The organism is Eikenella longinqua (genome assembly GCF_001648355.1).
Lineage (GTDB): Bacteria > Pseudomonadota > Gammaproteobacteria > Burkholderiales > Neisseriaceae > Eikenella > Eikenella longinqua.
In genome coordinates this window covers 40,804-59,211 of record NZ_LXSL01000018.1, presented here as the reverse complement: position 1 = coordinate 59,211, position 18,408 = coordinate 40,804, and the positions used below count along the sequence as shown (strand labels likewise).

The 18,408-nt window shown below is 61.0% G+C and carries 23 protein-coding genes; 7 read left to right on the top strand and 16 right to left on the bottom strand.

Going from position 1 to position 18,408, the window contains the following annotated elements:
* Positions 1–55 precede the first annotated feature (55 nt).
* From xerD to A7P95_RS05395, 3 genes are read right to left on the bottom strand one after another with little or no spacing between them, the layout of a single operon-like run.
* Positions 56–961 (bottom strand): site-specific tyrosine recombinase XerD, encoded by a 906-nt coding sequence (gene xerD / locus A7P95_RS05405; protein WP_067592358.1) that lies wholly within the window; start codon positions 959–961, stop codon positions 56–58.
* Entirely contained in the window at positions 955–1,419 is a 465-nt protein-coding gene (locus A7P95_RS05400; RefSeq protein ID WP_067592349.1) for a methylated-DNA--[protein]-cysteine S-methyltransferase, read from the bottom strand. Before A7P95_RS05400 ends, xerD begins: the two co-directional genes overlap by 7 nt.
* Positions 1,420–1,427: 8 nt before the next feature.
* Entirely contained in the window at positions 1,428–1,877 is a 450-nt protein-coding gene (locus tag A7P95_RS05395; protein WP_067592347.1) for a peroxiredoxin, read from the bottom strand.
* A 149-nt stretch (positions 1,878–2,026) separates the two neighbouring features.
* On the opposite strand from A7P95_RS05395, the gene A7P95_RS05390 reads away from it, so the two are divergent.
* Together A7P95_RS05390 and A7P95_RS05385 are read left to right on the top strand one after the other, a co-directional pair.
* On the top strand, positions 2,027–2,578 hold the full coding sequence (locus A7P95_RS05390) for a nitroreductase family protein (RefSeq protein ID WP_067592344.1): 552 nt from the start codon (positions 2,027–2,029) through the stop codon (positions 2,576–2,578).
* A 171-nt stretch (positions 2,579–2,749) separates the two neighbouring features.
* On the top strand, positions 2,750–3,427 hold the full coding sequence (locus tag A7P95_RS05385; protein WP_067592343.1) for a hypothetical protein: 678 nt from the start codon (positions 2,750–2,752) through the stop codon (positions 3,425–3,427).
* Positions 3,428–3,512: 85 nt separating this feature from the next.
* On the opposite strand, the gene A7P95_RS05380 is transcribed toward A7P95_RS05385, so the two are convergent.
* The 4 genes from A7P95_RS05380 to A7P95_RS11595 form a co-directional block, all read right to left on the bottom strand.
* A complete protein-coding gene (locus A7P95_RS05380; protein ID WP_067592341.1) occupies positions 3,513–3,815 on the bottom strand; it encodes an integration host factor subunit beta in 303 nt (100 codons plus the stop codon).
* An 11-nt stretch (positions 3,816–3,826) separates the two neighbouring features.
* On the bottom strand, positions 3,827–5,503 hold the full coding sequence (rpsA, locus tag A7P95_RS05375) for a 30S ribosomal protein S1 (protein WP_067592338.1): 1,677 nt from the start codon (positions 5,501–5,503) through the stop codon (positions 3,827–3,829).
* 198 nt (positions 5,504–5,701) lie between these two features.
* Positions 5,702–6,355: a (d)CMP kinase gene (cmk, locus tag A7P95_RS05370; RefSeq protein ID WP_067592336.1), complete on the bottom strand. Its 654-nt coding sequence runs from the start codon at positions 6,353–6,355 to the stop codon at positions 5,702–5,704.
* A 31-nt stretch (positions 6,356–6,386) separates the two neighbouring features.
* Positions 6,387–6,611 carry a hypothetical protein gene (locus tag A7P95_RS11595; protein ID WP_156503508.1) on the bottom strand — a complete coding sequence of 75 codons (225 nt, stop codon included), beginning with the start codon at positions 6,609–6,611 and terminating at the stop codon, positions 6,387–6,389.
* 142 nt (positions 6,612–6,753) lie between these two features.
* Between A7P95_RS11595 and A7P95_RS05365 the strand changes: the two genes are divergently transcribed.
* Positions 6,754–8,748: a M48 family metalloprotease gene (locus A7P95_RS05365; RefSeq protein WP_245636566.1), complete on the top strand. Its 1,995-nt coding sequence runs from the start codon at positions 6,754–6,756 to the stop codon at positions 8,746–8,748.
* Positions 8,749–8,823: 75 nt separating this feature from the next.
* On the top strand, positions 8,824–9,276 hold the full coding sequence (locus A7P95_RS05360; protein WP_067592332.1) for a hypothetical protein: 453 nt from the start codon (positions 8,824–8,826) through the stop codon (positions 9,274–9,276).
* 113 nt (positions 9,277–9,389) lie between these two features.
* On the opposite strand, the gene A7P95_RS05355 is transcribed toward A7P95_RS05360, so the two are convergent.
* Positions 9,390–10,172 carry a polyamine aminopropyltransferase gene (locus tag A7P95_RS05355; RefSeq protein WP_067592330.1) on the bottom strand — a complete coding sequence of 261 codons (783 nt, stop codon included), beginning with the start codon at positions 10,170–10,172 and terminating at the stop codon, positions 9,390–9,392.
* 130 nt (positions 10,173–10,302) lie between these two features.
* On the opposite strand from A7P95_RS05355, the gene aspA reads away from it, so the two are divergent.
* Positions 10,303–11,700 carry an aspartate ammonia-lyase gene (aspA, locus tag A7P95_RS05350; RefSeq protein ID WP_067592328.1) on the top strand — a complete coding sequence of 466 codons (1,398 nt, stop codon included), beginning with the start codon at positions 10,303–10,305 and terminating at the stop codon, positions 11,698–11,700.
* A 106-nt stretch (positions 11,701–11,806) separates the two neighbouring features.
* On the opposite strand, the gene A7P95_RS05345 is transcribed toward aspA, so the two are convergent.
* From A7P95_RS05345 to A7P95_RS05335, 3 genes are all read right to left on the bottom strand, one after another.
* Positions 11,807–12,010, bottom strand: a complete 204-nt coding sequence (locus tag A7P95_RS05345; RefSeq protein WP_067592321.1) for a DUF4926 domain-containing protein — start codon at positions 12,008–12,010, stop codon at positions 11,807–11,809.
* Positions 12,007–12,723 carry a beta-ketoacyl synthase chain length factor gene (locus A7P95_RS11910; protein WP_067592319.1) on the bottom strand — a complete coding sequence of 239 codons (717 nt, stop codon included), beginning with the start codon at positions 12,721–12,723 and terminating at the stop codon, positions 12,007–12,009. Before A7P95_RS11910 ends, A7P95_RS05345 begins: the two co-directional genes overlap by 4 nt.
* 119 nt (positions 12,724–12,842) lie before the next feature.
* The gene (locus A7P95_RS05335) at positions 12,843–13,733 is read right to left on the bottom strand and encodes a LysR family transcriptional regulator (protein ID WP_067592317.1); all 891 of its coding nucleotides are present in this window, start codon (positions 13,731–13,733) and stop codon (positions 12,843–12,845) included.
* A gap of 117 nt (positions 13,734–13,850) precedes the next feature.
* Here A7P95_RS05335 and A7P95_RS05330 point away from each other — a divergent pair, with 117 nt between their 5' ends.
* A complete protein-coding gene (locus tag A7P95_RS05330; protein WP_067592315.1) occupies positions 13,851–14,426 on the top strand; it encodes an NADPH-dependent F420 reductase in 576 nt (191 codons plus the stop codon).
* A 94-nt stretch (positions 14,427–14,520) separates the two neighbouring features.
* Positions 14,521–15,003: a YybH family protein gene (locus A7P95_RS05325; RefSeq protein WP_067592314.1), complete on the top strand. Its 483-nt coding sequence runs from the start codon at positions 14,521–14,523 to the stop codon at positions 15,001–15,003.
* A gap of 127 nt (positions 15,004–15,130) precedes the next feature.
* On the opposite strand, the gene A7P95_RS05320 is transcribed toward A7P95_RS05325, so the two are convergent.
* The 5 genes from A7P95_RS05320 to A7P95_RS05300 form a co-directional block, all read right to left on the bottom strand.
* Positions 15,131–16,246, bottom strand: coding sequence for a beta-ketoacyl synthase N-terminal-like domain-containing protein (locus A7P95_RS05320; RefSeq protein WP_067592311.1), 1,116 nt, complete (start codon positions 16,244–16,246; stop codon positions 15,131–15,133).
* A gap of 3 nt (positions 16,247–16,249) precedes the next feature.
* Positions 16,250–16,489, bottom strand: a complete 240-nt coding sequence (locus A7P95_RS05315; protein WP_067592308.1) for a hypothetical protein — start codon at positions 16,487–16,489, stop codon at positions 16,250–16,252.
* A gap of 30 nt (positions 16,490–16,519) precedes the next feature.
* Positions 16,520–16,726 carry a hypothetical protein gene (locus A7P95_RS05310; RefSeq protein ID WP_067592300.1) on the bottom strand — a complete coding sequence of 69 codons (207 nt, stop codon included), beginning with the start codon at positions 16,724–16,726 and terminating at the stop codon, positions 16,520–16,522.
* 78 nt (positions 16,727–16,804) lie between these two features.
* The gene (locus A7P95_RS05305) at positions 16,805–17,095 is read right to left on the bottom strand and encodes a phosphopantetheine-binding protein (RefSeq protein WP_370632689.1); all 291 of its coding nucleotides are present in this window, start codon (positions 17,093–17,095) and stop codon (positions 16,805–16,807) included.
* Positions 17,092–18,339, bottom strand: coding sequence for an ABC transporter permease (locus A7P95_RS05300; protein ID WP_067592296.1), 1,248 nt, complete (start codon positions 18,337–18,339; stop codon positions 17,092–17,094). The genes A7P95_RS05305 and A7P95_RS05300 overlap by 4 nt, the downstream gene beginning before the upstream one ends.
* Positions 18,340–18,408: the final 69 nt, after the last annotated feature.

Genomic DNA, 18,408 nt, shown 5'->3' with positions numbered 1-18,408 from the left:
TTTTTCAGGTAGCCTTGAAGGCTACCTGAAAACGATCATGCACTTTCTGCCGCCGCTAGCCCCGCGGATGATGCTGCTCCACCATCTGCTTGAGCCGCTCGTTGGCCACGTGGGTGTAGATTTGCGTGGTGTTCAGGCTGGCATGGCCGAGCATCATCTGCACGCTGCGCAAATCGGCGCCGTGGTTCACCAGATGGGTGGCAAAGGCGTGGCGCAGGCTGTGCGGGCTGAGCGAGCTGATGCCGGTTTCGGCCGCGTAGCGCTTCACCATCTGCCACACCAGCTGGCGGCTGATGCCCATGCGCTTCTGCCCCACGAATACGGCGTTGCACGGGGCTTGCTTGAGCAGCGAGCCGCGCGCTTCTTTCAGGTAGCGTTCCAGCCAGTGCACGGCTTCGGCGCCCAGCGGCACGATACGCTGCTTGTTGCCCTTGCCGATTACGGTCACCACGCCGCGCTGCAAATCCAAATCCTGCAACTGCATTTCAGCAGCTTCGGATACGCGCAGGCCGGAGGCATACAGGGTTTCGAGCACAGCTTTGTCGCGCAGGCCGAAGATGGTGCCGGTGTCGGGCGCGGCGAGCAGCGCGTCGATTTGCGCTTCGCTGATGAGCGGCGGCAGGGCGCGGCCGTTGCGCGGCGGGGAAAGGGATTGCGTGGGGTTGTCGCTGCGGCGGTTTTGCAGCTGGAGCAAGCCGTAGAGCTGCTTCACGGCGGAGAGGGCGCGGGCTTGGGAGGCGGGTTTCTCGCCGGGGGCATACACGGCTTCGGCCAGCCCGGCGGCATCGGCCTGGAGCCAATCGGTATCGCGCGCTTGCAGGCGGCGGGCGACTTTTTCCAAGTCGCGCCGGTAGCCGGCCAAGGTGTTGGCAGAGCGCTGGCGGGTGAGGAAGAGGTCGTCTAGCGTTTGCTCGATGGGCTCTTGCCAACGCGGCGGCAGCGGCTCGGCTGTTTTCACCATGCGATGCCCTCGTGCTTGAGCAGCCAGCGTTTCACCGCCAGGCCGCGCTCGGTATCGCCGCCCATGCTGAAGCCGCCCAGCCCGCTTGCCGACAATACGCGGTGGCAGGGTATCAAGAGCGGCAGCGGGTTTTTGCCGCAGGCGCCGCCCACGGGGCGCGGGTGGCTGCCGATGCGCTCGGCAATCTGCCGGTAGCTGAGGGTTTGCCCGGGCGGGATGGCGGCAATCTGCGCCCACACTTTGCGCTGAAACGGCGTGCCGGGCGGTATTTCGGCCACTTTGGGCAGGGCGTGGAGGCTACCTGAAAAATAGCCGTCCAGCCCGCGGGCGAGCGCGCTGTTTTCCGGCAGCGCGGGCAGGAAGTCGATGCGCTCGTTGCCGAGCAGGATTTCGGTGAGCCTGTCGCCGTCAAAACGGCAGATCAGCGTGCCGAACGGGGCTTCGTAGCGGTATTGCATCGCTGCCCCTATTCCACCTGTTCCCGCAGCGCGTCGAGCACGGCTTGGGCGTGGCCGGCGGCTTTCACTTTGCGCCATTCGCGCGCGATATTGCCTTGCGCATCCAGCACAAAGGTGCTGCGCTCGATGCCGAACACTTTCTTGCCATACATGTTTTTCTCTTTTATCACGTCGAACAGGCGGCACACGGTTTCGTCTTTGTCCGACAAAAGCGGCACTTCCAGCGCGTATTTACACACGAATTTCTGGTGGCTGGCCACGCTGTCGCGCGATACGCCGGCTACCTGAAAACCGAGCGCCCGAAATTCGGGCAGCAGCGCGCTGAATTCCTGCGCTTCGGCGGTGCAGCCGGGCGTGCTGTCTTTGGGGTAGAAATACAGCACCAGCGGCAAGTGTTCGGCGGCGGAGAAATCGTGGCCGTTTTGGTCGGACAGGGTGAAGAGGGGCTTGGCGCTCATGGCGGGCTTTCAAAGGATGGGAGACGGGCGCATTATATCGCCAAACGGCACGGGGCGAAGCCGGCAATTTTTTCAGGTAGCCTGAATGCGGGGCGTGTGGTATAAGCACGGCATTTCCGTTTACAACGCACACAAGGAATCTGAACAATATGAACACCCTGGATTTGCTCACCACCCGCCGCTCCGTGCGCCTCCTCACCGCGCCCGGCCCCGATGCCGCCCAGCTGGAAACTATTTTGCAGGCCGCCACGCAAGTGCCCGACCACGGCAACCACACGCCTTGGCACTTTGTCGTGGTGCAAAGCGAAGCGGGCTGGCAAACCTTCCGCCACGTGCTCGGCCAATGCGCGACCGAAATCGGCGGCGAAGCGGCGCGCAAGGCCGAGGTGTTGGGGCAGATGGCGCCCTTGATGATCGGCGTGGTGGCCAAGCCCAATCTAAACTGCCTCAAGCCCAAGCCGGAGTGGGAACAAGTGCTCAGCGCCGGCTGCGCCGCCTACGCCATCCAGCTGGCTGCCAAGGCGCAAGGCTTCGACAACGTGTGGCTCACCGGCCTGTGGGTCAATACCGCCGCCCTGCGCGAAGCCTTTGCCTGCGAAGAGCACGACAAAATCATCGGCCTGCTGATGATCGGCACCGCGCAAAAAACCGCCGACGGTGGCAAGAATACCGATTTGTCGGAGCTGGTGAGCTATTGGTAAGGCGCTTGCTTTGCCCGGATAAAAGGCTACCTGAAAAATATTTCAGGTAGCCTTTAGTTTTCCCCTCTACCAATCATTGCCACACGAGCTGGTATTTGGTTTCCCTGCACAGCAGGCGTACAATTCCCTCGTTCTATCTACTTCAACTATCTACTGAAGAAAGGGTTGAATATGAGTGAAGCCACAAACCCGCCGCCCACGCCGCCACGCCAACCTTCCGGCAAACTCAAAGGCTACCTGAAAAAATACGCGCCGCTATTAAAAAAATTGGCTATTCTCGGCGTCGTGTCATGTCTACTGGTCAGTTGCGACTTCTCCCGCAGTTTGATTCTTCAGTTTCTACCTACCCCAGCTTATCAAGATTTTCCTCTAGGCCAACACAAACGGCTTGAGTTCAACGAAACAATTTATCTCAAACACCGCTACTGCCTCTGGACAAAAATTGAATTCATTGACGGCATGATCAACCTATGGGGACCGGATGCGGATAAAGGCGTTTTTGGCCCCCTCAATGAAGAAGCTCAAAAAATGCAGCGAGCCTTTACCGGCCTAGGTGATTTATCGGAAGAAAGCGAACCAATGTACACCATTCGGATGCGGGTATATCGGAAAGGCCTGCGCCAAGAAACGCTGATGTTCCAAAAGGAATACACCAATTTCGTCATTGAAGATTCATACGGTGCCAACACAGATAATCCGAGAAATATTGCCAACAACATAGCACGTGGTTGTTTCGAACTTCCCATTGGTCGGTATCGTTTTGAGCTAACTGATCAAAGCCCGTTCAGGCCAGAGTTTAATCAAGTACAAACTTCTGTGGTTATTTCACCTGTTCTGAATTTCAAATAAATTTAAAACAATCCCGTTTGCCCAAACATACATAAAAAGGCTACCTGAAATTTTCAGGTAGCCTTTTCTTCAGCTTAAGCCAGTCTTACTTGGCGGCCTGGTCCACGCGTTCGCGCAGCTCCTTGCCGGCTTTGAAGTGCGGCACGTATTTCTCGGGCACGTTCACTTTTTCACCGGTTTTCGGATTGCGGCCCACGCGGGCCGGGCGGTGGTTCAGGTCGAAACTGCCAAACCCGCGAATCTCGATACGCTGGCCGCGGGCCAGGGCGCGGGTCATGGCATCCACCAAAACTTTCACGCTCTGCTCCACGTCTTTCACTGCCAGGCGAGCATGCCCCTGAGCCAGGTATTTTTCGGCCATATGGGCCATCAACTCTGATTTGGTCATTTACAGCATCCTTATTCGTTGTCGCCGCCCAGCTTGGCCTTCAGGAGGTCGCCCAGGCTGGTGGTGCCGGCGTGGCTGGCCGCAGCGTTCACGGTATTGAGCGCTTCGCGGTTTTCTTTGGCGGTGCGGGCTTTCACGGAAAGCTTGATGTTGCGGTTTTTGCGGTCTACCGTAACGATCACGGCTTCCACTTCGTCGCCTTCTTTCAGCTTAGTGGTCAGGTCTTCCACGCGCTCGCTGTCGAACTCGGAAGCGGGCAGGTAGCCCACCACTTCGTCGGCCAGCTGCACTTCGGCGCCTTTGGCTTCAACGGATTTCACGGTGCCTTTCACCAAGGCGCCTTTGTCGTTGATGCTGATGTAGGTGCCGAAGGGGTCGCCTTCGAGCTGTTTGATGCCCAGGCTGATGCGTTCTTTCTCCACATCGATAGACAAAACCACGGCTTCCACGTCTTCGCCTTTTTTGTATTTGCGCACGGCTTCTTCGCCGCTTTCGCTCCAAGAAAGATCGGAGAGGTGTACCAGGCCGTCGATGTTGCCGGGCAGGCCCACGAAAATGCCGAAGTCGGTGATGGACTTCACGGCGCCGGTGAGTTTGTCGCCTTTATTGAAGTTGGCGGCAAATTCTTCCCACGGGTTGGGCTGGCATTGTTTCATGCCCAAGCTGATGCGGCGGCGGTCTTCGTCGATGTCCAGAATCATCACTTCTACTTCGTCGCCCAGCTGCACCACTTTGCTCGGGTGAACGTTTTTGTTGGTCCAGTCCATTTCGGAAACGTGTACCAAGCCTTCGATGCCCTGCTCGATTTCAACAAACGCGCCGTAGTCGGTGAGGTTGGTTACCTTGCCGAACAGGCGGGTGCGGGCGGGGTAACGGCGGGCGAGGCCGCTCCAGGGGTCTTCGCCCAGCTGTTTCATGCCCAGAGATACGCGGCTGCGGTCTTGGTCGAACTTGAGCACTTTGGCTTCCACTTCCTGACCCACTTCCAGCACTTCGCTCGGGTGTTTCACGCGGCGCCATGCCAAATCGGTGATGTGCAGGAGGCCGTCGATGCCGCCCAAGTCCACGAATGCGCCGTAGTCGGTGATGTTCTTCACGATACCTTTCACCACGGTGCCTTCCTGCAGGCTTTCCAGCAGGGCCTGGCGCTCTTCGCCCAGGGTTTCTTCCAGCACGGCGCGGCGGGATACCACGACGTTATTGCGTTTTCTATCCAGTTTGATCACTTTGAATTCTACTTCTTTGCCTTCAAAGTGAGAGGTGTCTTTCACCGGGCGCACGTCTACCAGCGAGCCAGGCAGGAAGGCGCGGATGCTGTTGATCATCACGGTGAGGCCGCCTTTGACCTTGCCGTTGATCACGCCGGAGAGGATCTCGCCGCTTTCCATGGCTTCTTCCAAAGCCAGCCAATCGGCAGCGCGTTTGGCTTTTTCGCGCGAGAGTTTGGTTTCGCCGAAGCCGTTTTCCACGGATTCGATGGTTACGGTAACGAAATCGCCGACTTTTACTTCCAGCTCGCCCTGGGCGTTTTTGAATTCGTCCAGATCAATCAGGGATTCGGATTTCAGGCCGGCATTCACGATCACGTGTTTGTCGGTAATCGCCACCACTTCGGCGGTGATCACCTCGCCCTGGTTCATTTCTTGTACGGCTGAGTATTCTTCCAGTAACTGGGCAAAATTTTCCATAAGGTTTTGTCTTTTCCACGCACGGCCAAGGAGTGCGGAGGGTTGAGGTTGCTAAAAGCCTGCCGCCCTTGGCACGGCAGGCAGGGGTTTAATCTGTTTGCTTGTCTTTAACGGAAAAGCAATCAATCAACCGGTTATGCAGCACACGCGCCTCAAAACGGGGCGGATGCGCCGAAAGTGCGGCATTATACAGCAAGTTTATTTTTCCCGATACCAATCAAGCACTTTTTTTACCGATTCTTCGATGGTGAGCGCAGAAGTGTCGAGCAGGCGGGCTTCGGGCAGCTTTTGCAGCGGCGCAACGGCGCGCTTGCGGTCGGCTTCGTCGCGCGCTTCGATGGCGGCCAGGATGCGCTCGAAACGCTCGCCAGAAAGCGGCTCGCCGATTTGCCGGGCGCGGCGTTCGGCACGCACTTTCGCCCCGGCGGTGAGGAATATTTTGAGTACGGCATCGGGGAACACCACCGAGCCCATGTCGCGCCCGTCGGCCACCAAGCCCTGTTCGCCGAGAAACGCGCGCTGCCGTTGCAACAAAGCCTCCCGCACCGCGGGCAGTGCCGCCACCTGCGAAGCGCCCATGCCGATTTCCTCGCTGCGGATGGCGGCCGACACGTCTTCCCCGTCCAGCAGCACCGCGCCGGCGGCAAACTCGGCCGGCAAGGCCTGCGCCAAGGCGGCCACTGCGGCTTCGTCTGCCCAATCCGCGCCTCGGCGGCGGGCATGCAGCGCGGTGATGCGGTAGAGCGCGCCGGAATCGAGATACGCCCAGCCCAGCGCCTCGGCCACGCGCTGCGCCACCGTGCCTTTGCCCGATGCGCTCGGCCCGTCGATTGCGATTACTTTCTGCGGCATAGCTGTCTCCGAAATCCGAAAAAGCGCTATCTTACCCGAGATTGCGTCGGCGCGGGGCGGGCGTGCCGGCAACGGGGTTTTCAGGTAGCCTTGTCGGCAGATCAAAGGCTACCTGAAAATTTGTTACCTTGCTTTTGCGGAATGCTTGGTTTGCTTCTATTTTTTCCGTTTCTACTTTTTCAGGTAGCCTCCTAGCCGGCAAACAGGCTACCTGAAAAATAATCGCCGCCAGAGTTAGAATACGTTGCCGGCTCATTCTCTTTGCATCGGCCATCCCCCCGCCGCAAAACCATTTTCAGGTAGCCTCCCAAGCATTCCGCATCAGGCAAAAGGCTACCTGAAAGCGTCAGCTTCAACGAAGTGGACCGATGTCTTGGCGAAGCCAAGGCTGAGTTTCTGTGAAGCTAAAACGCCAGCTTCAGCGCAGTCAAACCAGCTTGGCGGGTTTCTGCAAAGCCCAAAACCAAGCCCCCCATTTTTCAGGTAGCCTCCACCCTTTGCCAAACCCCGCCGGATTGGCTATATTCAGCCCATCCCTCCCGAACACGGATTCCCCCATGCGCTTCTTCCGCCGCCAACAGCAAGCACGCCGCCGCAGCACCCGGCTGGTGGCGCTGTATGCGCTCGCGCTGGCCGGCACAGTCGTCCTCACTGCCGCCGTGCTCGGCAGCCTGCCGCTCATCTTCGGCTTCGGCAGCCCGCGCCACAGCCTGTGGTGGTACTACCTGCCGCCCGCCATCCTCGTGTGCCTGCTCACCATCGGCCTCAGCCTGCACCGCCTGCGCGAACTGCGGCTCGGCGGCGAAGCCGTGGCCAAACGCCTCGGCGGCGAGCAGCTGCAACTGCAAGAAGCCAGCTTTGCCGAACGCCGCCTGCTCAACGTGGTGGCCGAAACCGCCCTGGCCGCCGGCCTGCCCACTCCGCCCGTGTACCTCCTGCGCCGCGACGGCAGCATCAACGCCTTCGCCGCCGGCCTCAGCCGCCGCCGTGCCGTAATCGGCGTTACCCAAGGCGCGGTACACCGCCTCAAGCGCGACGAGCTGCAAGCCGTGATTGCCCACGAATTCAGCCACATCCTCCACGGCGACATGCGCCTCAACCTCCGCCTCTCCGCCTGGCTGCACGGCCTGCAAGGCATCGCCAGCAGCGGCCGCTACTTCCTCGAAGGCCGCGACGACGAACACTACCTCGAATACCGCCGCAATAAAAACGTAGACAACCACCCCTTCGACAACGGCATCGAAATCATCATGCAAACCCTGCCGCTGCAAGTCTTCGGCATCCTGATGATTGCGCTGGGCTCCATCGGCAGCCTGTTTGCCGGCTGGCTGCAAGCCGCCGTGTGCCGCCAGCGCGAATTCCTCGCCGACGCCTCCGCCGTGCAGTTCACCCGCCAAACCGCCCCGCTCATCGAAGCCCTGCGCAAAATCGCCCGCAGCGGCAGCTGCCGCCTGCGCTCCGCCCAAGGCCCCGAATACGCCCACATGATGTTCGGCCGCATCACCTCCGGCAGCCTCGCCGCCACCCATCCCCCCATCATCGAACGCATCCGCCGGCTCGACCCCGCTGCCGCCCGCCGCCTCGCCCCCGAGCTCAAAGGCGCCAACGGCCCCGTCTACTTCGCCGAAGGCCACTTCCGCTTTGCCCCCGCCGCCGAAGCCGACCCCGTTGCCGACCAAAGCGAAGCCCTCTACCGCCACCGCCAAGCCACCATGCAGGCACGCATCCGCCGCTACCGCCCCACCACCCCGCACCTGCCGCTCCACGCCGACTGGCAGGCCGCCGCCCTCGACGGCGAATACGCCTCCGCCGCCCTGCTCTGCCTATTCCAAATCCACAGGCTACCTGAAAGCGCCGCCTTCAACGCAGTGCAAACACAGCGCAACGGCTTTCTGCGCAGCACAACCCAGCCAAGCCACACCGTCGCCCTCACCCCCTTCGTCGGGCAACAGCTCGCCCGCCTGTGGCAACACCCCCTGCTGCCCAGCACTGAGCTGCTCGAACACCTCCTGCCCGCCTTCGTGATGCAGGAAGACAGCGCCCAGCAAGCCGTGCTCGACCAAATCCGATGCCACTTCCGCCAACAGAGCGCCAGCCGCGAGCAAACCCAGCTTTGGCTGCTGCTCAAAGCCTACCTCGCCCCCACCCCCCAGCCCGGCCACCTCGCCCAACACCCCGCCGCCCAAGCCCTCCTCCGCGCCGCCGAGCTTCCCCCCAAACAGCTGCAAACCGCCGTGAAAGGCGCCCTACTGCTCACCGATCCCGCCAAAACCGCCCTACTGCGCCCCCTCTCCGCCACCCTAGCCGTGAGCCAGCCCCTGCTGTGGCGCTACCTCTGCGTGCGCCTTGACGTTGGCGCCTGGCACTTCGGCGCCGCCGACCGCCGCGGCTAAAGGCTACCTGAAACCTTCCCGCCGCCAGTTTTCAGGTAGCCTTCCTCCCAACCCAAGCCCGCCCAAGAAGAAAGCATGAAACGCCCGCTTCCCCTCCTCGCTGCCCTCTTCCTCCTCACTGCCTGTCAGAAAGACGCCGCCATGCCCACCGCCACCTCCAGCCCGACGCCCCCGAAAACCAACGAAGAAATCCTCGCCGCCGCCGAAGAGCACCTCGCCGCCTACCGTTATTTCGACGCTGCCGCCTGGGCATACGAGCTGAAACAACGTGGCGTCGCCCTGCCCCCGCGCCTGCAAGCCGTGCTGGATGAAGAGCGCTACAACCCAGCCGCCCCGATATGCACCGGCAGCATCTACCACCTCCAGCCGCAGCAGCTCGCCCGCGTGCAAAGCCTGGCCGAACACGGCGACCGCGCCGCCGCCCACCGCCTGTGGCAATACTACACATTCTCCGCCCCCAACCGGGACACCGCCGAAGGCCAAGCCGCCGCAGACTACTGGGTAAAGCAAGCAGGCGAGCCGGAATAGCGCTTCTCGGCATGGCAAAAAGGCTACCTGAAAATCAGGTAGCCTTTCATACAACCATTACTCAATCGTGGCGGATATTTTTCAGGTAGCCTCAAAGGCTACCTGAAAATTCCTCAGCGCAGCCATTTCCACTCGCTGCCCGGCGGCGGCTCCGCCCGATGCAGCATGTTTTTAAAGCCCAGCCGGAACTGCTTGTCGAGCTCGGCCGCCCTTTTCTGCAATGCCGCCAAAGGCTGCGGCGTCCAGCTTTGGAAGGCCAGCACCGCCACATTGCCGTGCGTTTCCGCCAGCACGCACAACACGCGCTGCTCAAACACTTTCGACAGCCGTTGCAGGAAAAGCGGGTAGCGCTTATCGCCGCTCCACCAGTTGGTCACGAAAATGCCCTGGCTGCTCAAGGCGGTGCGGCAGTCGGCAAAGAAAGGCTCGCCCACCAGCGAATCGATAATCTGCTCGCCGTCGAAGCCGTCCACCAGCAAAATATCCGTGCCGCCGCGCAGGGTTTTGATGTATTCCGCGCCGTCGGCCTCGATGATTTCAAACTTTTCGCCCTCAAACGGCAGCTCAAACAGCCCGCGCGCCACGCTGATCACCTGCGGGTTAATTTCCACCGCCGTTTGCGCCACCTCGGGCAGGCAGGCATCAATCCAGCGGGTAAACGAGCCGCCGCCCAAGCCGATTTGCGTGATGTGCCGCACCGAAGGCGCAAACAGCAGCCAGGCCATCATGGCGCGGCTGTAGGAAAGCACCAGCTCGGCGGGGTCGTCCACATTCATCGAGCTTTGCACCGTTTCGCTGCCCAAATGCAGCGAGCGGATGTTGCCGAGCTCGGAAATGCCCACTTCGGGCATGGCCGCGCGGGCGGAACGCAGCCGGCGGTAGGGATGACGTGCCATAGAAACAAACCTTTATTGAAGAGGGCGCGAATTCTAGCACATTTCCCCGACGGCAATCGGGCGGCCGGGGCAAGCCGAAAACGGCGGAACTTGGTATCATCCCGCCATCCCTCCACGCAAAGGAAACATCATGAACACCCGCACCGAACACGACCTCTTGGGCGAGCGCAGCATCCCCGCCGACGCCTATTGGGGCATCCACACCTTGCGCGCCATGGAAAACTTCCAGATTTCCGGCCAGAAAATCTCCGACGTGCCGCAGTTTGTGCGCGGCATGGTGATGGTGAAGAAAGCGGCGGCGCAGGCTAACGGCGATTTGGGTGCGCTCCGGCCGGAAATTGCCGACGCCATCGCCCGCGCCTGCGACGAAGTGCTGGAAAAAGGCCGCTGCCTCGACCAATTTCCTTCCGACGTATTCCAAGGCGGCGCCGGCACTTCGGTAAACATGAACACCAACGAAGTGATCGCCAATCTGGCGCTGGAAATCCTCGGCCACGCCAAAGGCCGCTACGACATCGTAAACCCGATGGACCACGTGAACGCCAGCCAATCCACCAACGATGCCTACCCCACCGGCTTCCGCCTAGCCGTGTATGAAAGTGTGGAAGGGCTGCTGGGCAAATTAGACTACCTGAAAAACGCCTTCACGCAAAAAGCCGAAGAATTCAAAACCGTGCTGAAGATGGGGCGCACCCAGCTGCAAGATGCCGTGCCGATGACGGCGGGGCAGGAATTCAAATCCTTCCAAGTGCTGCTGGAAGAAGAAATCCTCAATCTGGAGCGCACGCGCCGGCTGCTGCTGGAAGTGAACCTCGGCGCCACCGCCATCGGCACCGGCGTGAACACGCCCCCGGGCTACGCCCCGCTGGCGGTGCAAAAACTTTCCGCCATCAGCGGCCTGCCCTGCAAGCTCACCGAAAACCTGATTGAAGCCACTTCCGACTGCGGCGCCTATGTGATGGTGCACGGCGCGCTCAAGCGCACGGCAGTGAAGCTCTCCAAAATCTGCAACGATTTGCGCCTGCTCTCCTCCGGCCCGCGCGCCGGCCTGAAGGAAATCAACCTGCCCGAAATGCAGGCCGGCTCCTCCATTATGCCGGCCAAGGTAAACCCGGTGATTCCCGAAGTGGTGAACCAAATCTGCTTCAAGGTGATCGGCAACGACACCACCATCACCTTCGCCGCCGAAGCCGGCCAGCTCCAGCTGAACGTGATGGAGCCGGTGATTGCGCAATGCATGTTTGAAACCATCTCGCTTTTGGGCAACGCCGCCGCCACGCTGGCCGACAAATGCGTGCGCGGCATCACGGTAAACCGCGACATCTGCGAGCGTTATGTATTCCACTCCATCGGCCTGGTCGCCTACCTCAACCCCTATATCGGCCACGAAAACGGCGACTTGGTGGGCAAAATCTGCGCCCAAACCGGCAAAGGCGTGCGCGAAGTGGTGCTGGAGCGCGGCCTCTTGAGCGAAGCCGAGCTCGACCGCATCCTGGCGCCGGAGAATTTGGTGAACATCGATTCTTGAGCGATATGCAAGAAGGGATGGTTCGCCATCCCTTCGTTTGGTAGCCAAGCATAAAGGCTACCTGAAAATTTCAACTGCGCAGACACGCCCCTGCGCTGCACTTTTTTCAGGCAGTCTCATACTGCTCGAAATCCCTTGGCGCATGCAACACCAGCAAAGCCAGCGTTTCGCCCCTTTGGTTGGCAAACTCCACCTCGTAAGCATCGCGCCCATACACGTCCACCACCGTGCCGATGCTGCCCGCGCGCAAGCCGTGTTCCCGCCAATCCCGCTTCAGCCGCACCACATCCAGCAGCCGATATTCCCTCATCTTTCGCCCCATTCCACCCGCAAAGCAGGCCACATCCCGCGCCGCGGCAACACTGCCCCGCCCTGCCGCGCCCGATCCTCCCACGCCAGCACCGCAGGCAGAAAGCCCGCCGCCGCAGGCACAAGCGCCGATGCCGCTTCGCCTTCCCCGGCCACGCTTATCCTGCCGCCTTCTGCCCGCGGCAACAGGCTACCTGAAAGTTTCCACCACACGCTGCCTTCCGGCTCGCCCTCCGCCGCACGCTCATACGCCCAGCCCAGCAGCACGGTTTGCCCGGGTTCGGCCAGCATCTCGTTCAGCGCGGCATACAGCGCCGCCCAGCAATCTTCCGCTTCCGCCGCCAGAAACACACTGTTGCCGCTGCTGCCGAGAATCTGCGCCAGATGGAAAGTGGCGGCGTTGTGGATATTGGCCATGAAATCCAGCGGCGAAGGCAGCCCGGCCGCCAGTTTCTGCCGCATCGCCGCCAAACGGCCGGGCGAGCTGAACGGCGAAGCCAGATATACGGCCGGGTTTTCAGGTAGCCCTTGGCACAGCGGCAGCGCGCCCAGCAGGGCAAGCAGGGTGAAACGGCTCAGGCGGCGCGCGTCGATGCCGTATTGTTCGCGCAGGAGTCGGCGCAGTTCGCCGTCTGTCTGCTGCGGCTCGGCCAGGAAGCGGCTGCCAGCCTGGATGCGGCACAGCGGCCGATTAAGGGGAAAATCTGCCAGCATATTCGGCAATCGTCCTTTCTGTTTTCAGGTAGCCCGATATAGTGGATTAAATTTGAATCAGAACAAGGTGGCAAGGCGGGGCAACGCAATCCTGGTTTAAATTTAATTCGCTCTGCTTTTCAGGTAGCCCTCTTTCCGCCAAACACTTCTTTCAACGCTTCCAGCACCGCCGTGTTTTTCGCCGACTGTTTGGCATGGGCAACGACGGCGTAAATATTTCTTGCTGCCAGCCGGTGCTGTGGCAACACGATTTTCAGGCGCCCGCTGTCGAGCAACGGGGCGATTTCGAGCGACAGGGCAAGGGTTAATCCCAGCCCTTCGGCGGCAAGATAGTAGGCGCTGGCGGCGGATGAAGGGCATTCGGTCAGGCTGTCGGGCCAACGCCCAGACAGGCCGAGTTCGTCCAAGGCGGCGCGCAGAATGGTTTCGCTGTGGCACAACCAGTGCGCGGAAAGCAGGTCTTCCACACGCCGCACGGGGTGGGCATCCAGATAATCGGGCGAAGCGCAGATGTGCATTGGGCAGGCGGCGAGGCGGCGGGAAACATTGTCGGGCGAATCGGCAATTTCGCCGGCGCGGATGGCGATGTCGGCATCGTTGTGCTGCAAATCGACGGCTTCGTCTTGCGCCATCAGGCTGATGCGGATATCGGGATGGCGCTCGCGCACCGTGTCCAGCAGGCGGCGGGTTTCGGGCGCATTGATGAAGCCTGTGGGCAGCGAAATCCGCACCTGCCCGCTCGGGCGGTGTTTCAGCGCGGCCATGTCGTCGTCGGCCTGCCGCATGGTTTGCGCCAAATGCTCGGCATGGCGCAGCAACAGCTGGCCGGCTTCGGTCAGCTCCAGGCGGCGCGTGCTGCGGTTGAGCAGTTTCACGCCGTAGAGCCGCTCCAAATGCCGCATGTGCTGGCTCACCGCACTGGCGGTCATGCCCAGCGGCACGGCGGCACGGCTCATATTGCCCTGTTTGGCCACTTCGGCAAAAATCAGCAGCAGTTTCGCCTTTTCCATTTCAAGTTCTGCTTCAAACTGTTTCAAGAAATACACGGATTATCAAGCAATGCTTATCCGAATACAATGCGCTCCAAGGTTAAGCAATTCTCTTCAACTCGTATCCAGGAGCAAAAAGTGGCAAACATTTCTATTTTCGGACAAGGCAATATGGGCAACGCCATCGGCAGTCTGTTTCAGGCGGCAGGGCATCAGGTTTCGTTTGTGAAACGCGGTGAGGCAAACGCACAGCTGGGCGACATCGTAGTGCTGGCCGTATATTTTGCCGCTGTGGACGACATCATCAGCCAATACGCCGCGCAGCTTGCAGGCAAAACCGTGGTGGACATCAGCAATCCGGTCAATTTTGACACGCTGGACGGCCTAACCGTTGCCGCAGGCAGCTCGGCCGCCGAACACATCGCCGCCAAATTGCCGCAAAGCCGCGTACTCAAAGCCTTCAACACCAACTTTGCCGCCACCCTGGCCAGCCGCAAAGTGGCCGACAAAGCAGAAACCACCGTACTGATTGCCGGCGACAGCGGTGAAGCCAAACAGCAGCTGGCCGACGCACTGAAAGGCAGCGGCGTGCACAGCAAAGACGCGGGCAGCCTGAAACGGGCGCGCGAGCTGGAAGCCTTCGGCTTCCTCGCCATCACCCTGGCCGTGCGCGAGCAAATCGGCTGGACGGGCGGCTTTGCATTGTTTGACTGATTCAGCCCGAAAAGCTACCTGAAAAAGCAAAACGGCTTTTCAGGTAGCCTCACCACAGCCAACCGACACTTTTCCTTCTTTAAGGAGCCAACACATGAAAAAACTGATGTCCATCCTCGTGGCCGCCGCCGCATTCGCTGCACCCGCCGCCTATGCCGACACCCAAACCGCACCCGATGCCGTGATTCATGCCAGCCGCCAAGACCAAACCGCCATCAACCGCCTGCTGGCCGATTACGCCGCCGCACTCAAAGCCGAATCGCCGCAAGCCGTTGCCGCCCTATTTACGGCAGACGGCGTGGTTATGCCGTATTCCTCGCCCACGGCTGCCGGCAAGCAGGGGCTGGAGGGCAACTACTCGGGGCTGTTTGCCAATGTCGGTTTGGATTTGGATTTCACCGTGCTGGAAATGAACGTGCTGGGCAGATACGCCTTCGTGCGCTCCACTTCCAAAGGCCCGGTTACCGTCAAATCCACCCGCCAAACTGCGCCCGATGACTTCCGCGAACTTTGGGTGATGGAAAAAGTAAACGGCCAATGGAAAATCGCTCGCTATATGTTCAACCAATCGCACTAACGCTTCCATCGTAAAGCCAGGGCAAACCACTTTCACCGGCTGGTTTGCCTTTTGCCGCATCTTCCAAAGGCTACCTGAAAACACCGGGAATCGGTTTTCAGGTAGCCCGATATTTTTCAGGTAGCCTTCAAGCCTGCCAATCCAGCAGCCAGGCGCAATGGCTGCCGCCGAAGCCGAGGAAGTAGTTGAGATAGCTGCCGTTAGGCAGGGGCCGGCCGTGCAGGGTGGGTAGGGGGAAACCGGTGCTGGCTGCGGGCAGCGGCGGTAGGCGGCCTTGTTGCAGAGCGGCGAGCAGCAGCGCGGTTTCCAGCGCGGCACCGGCGCCGAGCGTGTGCCCCGCATAGGGCTTGAACAGCAGCGCGGGCGTGTGCGGCCAAAGCGTTTCGCGCACCTGCATTTCCACCGCGTCGCTGAGGCCGCCGCTGCCGTGGGCTTTCACGCCACGCAAATCTCGGGCGGCGGTGCCGGCGCGGCGCAGGCATTCGGCAAGCAGGCGGTGCAGCGGTTCGGCGGAGGAGGCGGTGAGGTTGGCGTGGTCGGTTTGGGCGGTGAGGCCGCGCAGGCGGCAGGCGTAGCTTGGGTGCGGACGGGCAGACAGGGCCAGCGCGGCGGCGGCTTCGCCCAGCACTAGGCCGCCGGCATCGCAAAACGGCAGCCTGCCCGGCTCGGTTTCCAGCAGGTTCATGGCGTGGAAATGCTCGAAGGTGAGGCGGTTGAAGCTTTCGATGCCCAGCACCACGGCGCGCTCGGCCAGCCCGTTTTCGATGCTGCGGGCGGCGGCGAGCAGGGCTTGGGCGGAGGAGGTGCAGGAGGTGGCGAAGCTGAATACGTTTTCGCTGGCGAAACGGGTTTTCAGGTAGCCTGCGATTTCGCACAGGGTGAAGCGTTCTGCTTCGGTACACACGGGCCGCGCGGCTTCGCGGTCGGACATCACATAGGAGGTGGAGCCGAGGAAGATGGGCAGGCCGGCCAATTCGGCTTCGCTCCAGCCGGCATCGGCGGCGGCGCGGCGGATTTCGGCTTCTGCCCAGCGGCACAGCTGCGCCAGCGTGGCCAGCTCGGCGGGAAAGGCGACGAAATACGGCAGCGCGCGCGGCTGCCCCAGGCCGTGTGCGGTGCGGGCGGCAGGCGGCGCAAACGGGTGTTCGGGCGGCCCGAAGCGGCGGCTGCCCTGCCCTTGTGCGCACCAATAGCTGCTGCCGCACAAATAGGCGGCGCGGAGCGGGTGGCTTTTGATGTTCATTTTTCAGGTAGCCTCAAGCGGGTTGCCCTGCGTTTCCAACACTTCCCATTCGTATTCTGCCTCGTGGATGGCCAGCGCATGGCCGTTTTCCAAATACAGCTCGAAATCGCCGTGTTGTGCAAACCAATTAGCCAAAACGGCTTGCAGGGCGGGCAGGGAGACGAGCGCCCAGAAGCCGAAGCCGTTGTCGCTTAAGCTTATCCACGCCTTATCGGCAAGCAAGGCGCGGATGCGGCGCAGCATATCGGCGCGGGCGGCTTGGTGCTGAGCTTGTCAGAGCGCGCGGTTGATGATGCCGTTTTCATGAACCGGGAAGGCAGCGGCAACCGGGCGGTCGATGCGGTAGATGCCGCTATCCACAAACCGACGGGCAATCTCGCCATCGCTGCCTTGCACGGCTTCGATGCCGAGAAAGGCGTAGCGCTTCAGCAGGCGGGCTTGGGCATGGCGCTGTTGGAGTTGGGTGATTTTTGGGTTCATCTGGCGGGAGGATTTAGGGGATGGAGGCTACCTGAAAATAGGGAAACCAAATTTCAGGTAGCCTTTTTTCAGGTAGCCTTACGCCCCGCGCTGTTCGCGGACAAACGCCGCCAAATCGCGCACATTCATCATGTGTTTGCGCACCATGCGGTCGCCGTTGAGGCGCACGCCGTAGCGGGCTTGCAGCGCCACGGTGATTTGCAGGGCATCGAGCGAATCGAGGCCTATCGGGCTTTCGGGGCCGAACAACGGCGTGTCGTCGGCGAAGGCGGCCATGTCCACCTCGTCTTGTTTTTCGGTTTCGCGCACAATCAGCGTTTTCAGCGCCTGCTCCAGCGCGGGGGAGCTCAAATCGGGAGTGTTCATCAGAATCTTGCCTGGGTGATCAGTTGGCGGCGGTAGAGCGCGGCGGCGGCGGCGAGCGCGGCCAGGCCGAAGCCGGCGAGCTGCCACAGCTGCGGCGCGATTTGCGCCAAGGTGTAGTGGTTTAACAATAATTTTTGAAAAGCGGCCAAGCCCCAGCCCATCGGCGAGAGCTGCGAGAGCCGCTGCATCAGCTCGGGCATGATGTGCACGGGCACCATCACGCCGCCCAGCGCGGCCATGATGATGATGCCGCCGCCGCCCAACACCACGGCATGCTCGGTGCTTTTGGCCAGCACGCTCACCAAAAGCCCATAGCCCAGCGCGGCCAGGCTCACGGCGCAAGACACGGCGGCATAGCCCGCCCAGCCGCCGGCCAGCGCGAAGGCAGGCATATCCAGCAGCGGCAACACCCACGCGCCCAGCGCCACCATGCCGGCAAACTGCAACTGGTTGATTAAAAAGTAGGGAATCAGCTTAGCAGCCAAGAGTTTCCAAGCGGGGGCACGCGCCATGTTCAGGCGGGTGAGCGTGTTGGTTTGGCGCTCCATCGCCATCACATTGGAAAGCGGTATCATGATGAAAAACATGCCGAAAATCAGCCAGGCGGGCACACTGTGCTGCACCGAATTGGGCTGCTGCACGGCCTCGCCCTGGCGGTTGAGGTAGGTTTCCTGCCACATCTTGCGCCCGAGGTAGGCCTCGATTTGGCTGAATTTGCCGTCCAGCTCTTTGTTCACTTGGTCTTGAATGCGGCGCACGGCGGGATTTTTGTTGTTGTCCAACACAATTTCGTTGCCGTCAAAATACTGCGCCAGCCGCGCTTCGGTGTAGTGCTGCTGCATCAGGCCTTTGATGCCGAGCAGCCAGCCGCGGTCGGCATCGGGCTGGAGCCACAGGCGCAGCGGCTGCTCTTCGCCCAGCGGGGTGGTTTCATCGTTTGGGTTGAGCAGCAGCAAATCGGCCTCGCCGCGCTGCAAGGCTACCTGAAAATCGGCAAGGCGGCTTGGCTCGGCCAGCCGCACATGCAGTTTTTCGTTTTGCAGGGCTTGGAGGAATTGCCGGTTGAGCCGGCTGTCGGGCTTGCCGAGCAGCACGATTTGCGCGTCGGGATTGAGGTTTTCCTGGCTGCTGCTCAAGGCGGCCGACATAATCAGCATAAACAAAATCGGCATCACAAACAGCACGGCCACGCCGTGCAGGTCGCGGCTGAGCAGCTTGATCTCTTTAACGATGGCGGCGGCTAGCATTCGGCAGCTCCGGCGCGGGGGTGGGGATGAAGGTTCATTGCTTTGTTATCAACAGTTCGTGCGCAAATT